The organism is Pseudomonas huaxiensis (genome assembly GCF_003231275.1).
Lineage (GTDB): Bacteria > Pseudomonadota > Gammaproteobacteria > Pseudomonadales > Pseudomonadaceae > Aquipseudomonas > Aquipseudomonas huaxiensis.
Genome location: NZ_QKVL01000103.1, coordinates 1 through 2,906, shown reverse-complemented (window position 1 = coordinate 2,906; position 2,906 = coordinate 1). Strand labels below are relative to the sequence as shown.

Genomic DNA, 2,906 nt, shown 5'->3' with positions numbered 1-2,906 from the left:
CCACCACACCCAGGTGTATGAAATCCATGCGTCCGAAGCCGTGATCATCAAGGGCCCCGGCGGCACGCTGCATATCGACAGTGCGGGCATCACGCTGGATGGGATCGCGCTCACGCTCAACGGACCGGCGACCAAGACCGGCGGAGGCAGCGGCAACGGCCTGTCGCAGGCCAGCAACGTGGTGGAGGGCGCACAAGCCACGTGTGAAAGGAAAATCAAATGAGCACAGGGTCTGTCACGTACTTCCTCGAGCAATACCGCAAGCCGGACGATTACCTGTATCTGCTACTGGACGGCCTGGCCGAATGTGCGCCGGAGCATCCGCTCAGTGTGCCGTCCCTGGTCCAGTCGCTGGGCGATGCTGCGGTCATGCGCGTATTGCGCCCGGACCTGGCCCACGCTCCCGACGCCTGTCCCGCGCTGGTTCAATTGGCGAAACCCGGTGAAGCGCCGGCGCAGCACCTTCTGGAGTGGAGTGCCGAACGCGCAGCGAAGGACCCTGGCTATCACAAGCGCTATATCTGCGGCTGGCTCCTCAGTCCGCAACCGCTCGATGTCATCGCCAGCCGGATCGTGGCCGGTTGCCATAGCACTGCAAGCGAGGCCGGACGCCCCACTCCCTGGTTCGAGCCACTGAGACTGGAATTGTTGAGCGCCACGGCGGCCAGCGAGAGATCCGGGCTGCTGAACCCCATTCGTTTCTGGTTATGCCCGCTCAGCTGGGGCGTTCATACCGTGTTGCGCGGCTCCGACAACCCCTTCGAGGTCGTACTGCCGGAAGCGGCCCGACAAGCCCAGCAGTGGGCACCGCTGATCAACAGCTTCCTCGGCACCTGGCAGCGTCTCCTGCAACGCCCTGTCGGCTTCGCTCCGTGGCGCTGGACGGGCGACACCCTCCTGCCACCCAAGGCCGCCCTCCATGCTTTGCGCCTGGTTCGCGATGCCTATGCATTCGGGCTTCGTGATCACCGCGACATCACCGCGCTCTGCCTGCACCAGGTGTTCATCCACCCGCTTCTGCTGCGACACCCGGAAATCCAGGCGCTCATCGCCAAGGCCGGAAAAGGTGCGCTGGACCTGCAAAGCCACTTCGCCAGCAACTACAGCGAAGCCCTCTGGAAACGCACCTTCACTGACCTGCCCCGTGCGAAGGACTATTCATGACAATCAGCTTCAGTGTCGTTTCCGACATCGCCACCGGCGAGACCTGCCCGGTACCCATCGACCTCTGTGCCACCTGCCAACGCAGCGGCTTGCCCATCCTGCCCCTGCGCGCCGCCTATGCCCCGCAGCCCTGGCACACCCGCTTGCTGCCCTTGACCCGCGGCTCCAAAGTCGAGGCCGTGCCCATGCGCCTCGATCAGCCGCGCATCCTGCGCCAGGGGTATCTGTATGTACTGCTCGACCAGCGGGAGTGGCAGGCCTACGAGATTTCGCCCGAAGGGGCGCTGAGCCAGTTCCGTCCTTACCAGATGCCGCGCGAAGAGCCGCGCCCGCTGTGCGAGGCCTGCATCCGGGAGGATCACGACATGCCTGCCGCCTTCATCAACATCGACACCCGCAAGTACTCCACCGCCTGGCTGGCCATCGCCAACGATCCCTGGCCCAAGGCGGTTCTGGATAGCTACCTGCGCGGCGGCACGGTCGACGGCGTGAACCTCGACGAGCGCTTCCACCGACTCGACCTGAAGGCCGCTCGCAACGACCCCGCCAGCGTCGGCATCGCCATGAGCGAAAACGACCCGCAGCTGCAGCAGGTGCTCGAATATGCACAAAACATCCCTGGCGATTTCCGCAGCGTGCATGGCTTCTACGGCCGCCAGCACCGCTTGCGCGCTTTGAAGGGGCATCTGCGCAACATCATCCAGGAGCACGAACTCGCCAACGGCGTACTGGCCCTGGTGCTGCCTGACCCCATTGGCGTGGTCCAGGAGCTCAATGCCCAGCGCCTGCTTCGCCACCAGGCCATGCAGCAATGGTGTGCCGAACCGCAGCGCAGCTTCGAGTATTTCACCTCCCAGGCCTTGCTCGCGATTCGTGGGCATCAGTCCGAAATGGCGAGACTCAAGGCGCAGAAGCGCGCGGAGGACGAAGACAGGTGGCGACGCGAGCAAAACAAAAATCCGGTGCTCAATCCGAACCTGCCGATGCTCGATATCGAGGCGCAAACCGCGCGTGTGGCTTCGATGTCGCAAGCGAAGGCCAGGCAGCGGCTGGAAGAACGCTACGACGAGCAGGCCCGTGCGACGTTCGAAGCGGGCTACCAGCACACGCTCACCGGCTGGCAACGAGTCATCGACGACGTCGCCGAACACTACGAACGCCAGTACCAGGGCGCGGCCTATCAACGGGCGGCCCTGCATGATTACAGCGTTACCGACCAGCGCTCGACAGCGCTGTTCATCCGCATGATGCAGACCTGCCTGGCCGGTGGCCCGACCGAACGCAGCGTGGACGGCCCACCGGGCCCTACCCTTCGCCTCTGGAAAACCCTGCTGGAGAACCGCGACAGCCTGCTCTACCAGGCCCTGACCGCGAGGAACAGGCCGCTGTTCGGGGAACTGCACGATGCCCTTGCGGGTGACGAGTTCACCCGGGTCTATCACGGCATCAAGACCTTCATCACCACCCAGCAAGCCAAGGACCTCATGACGGGGCCCGTACAGGACGCCATCGGCCAACTGCTGTCCGCTGGAGCGACGGCCAGCAGTCGCCTCGGCAACCAGCTGTCGGAGAACACCCGGGCATTGCTCGGGTACCTGCACCGCGGGGCCCTGTTGCGCTACTACGGTGTGGAGGTCACGCGGATCACCGTGTCCCTCAAGGTGGGCGAATACCTTTCGCTGCTCAACGAGGTGCTCCAGGAAAGCACCGATCGCTTCATGGCCCGGCTTGACCAGCAGTTC

2 protein-coding genes and 1 pseudogene are annotated in these 2,906 nt (G+C 64.3%); all 3 read left to right on the top strand.

Annotation, left to right across the window (positions count from 1 at the left end; all coding sequences use genetic code 11):
- Nucleotides 1-223: pseudogene (locus DM374_RS32275) on the top strand (hypothetical protein); the annotation flags it as partial.
- Complete coding sequence (locus DM374_RS32270) at nucleotides 220-1,164, top strand: hypothetical protein (RefSeq protein WP_110973507.1); 945 nt, start codon at nucleotides 220-222, stop codon at nucleotides 1,162-1,164. The pseudogene DM374_RS32275 and the gene DM374_RS32270, both read left to right, overlap by 4 nt.
- A partial coding sequence (locus DM374_RS32265) for a T6SS effector BTH_I2691 family protein (RefSeq protein ID WP_318531825.1) occupies nucleotides 1,161-2,906 on the top strand: 1,746 nt, incomplete at its 3' end. The genes DM374_RS32270 and DM374_RS32265, both read left to right, overlap by 4 nt.

Coding starts and splice junctions, on each gene's coding strand:
- DM374_RS32270 (WP_110973507.1), top strand. CDS start 220: ATGAGCACAGGGTCTGTCACGTACTTCCTCGAGCAATACCGCAAGCCG.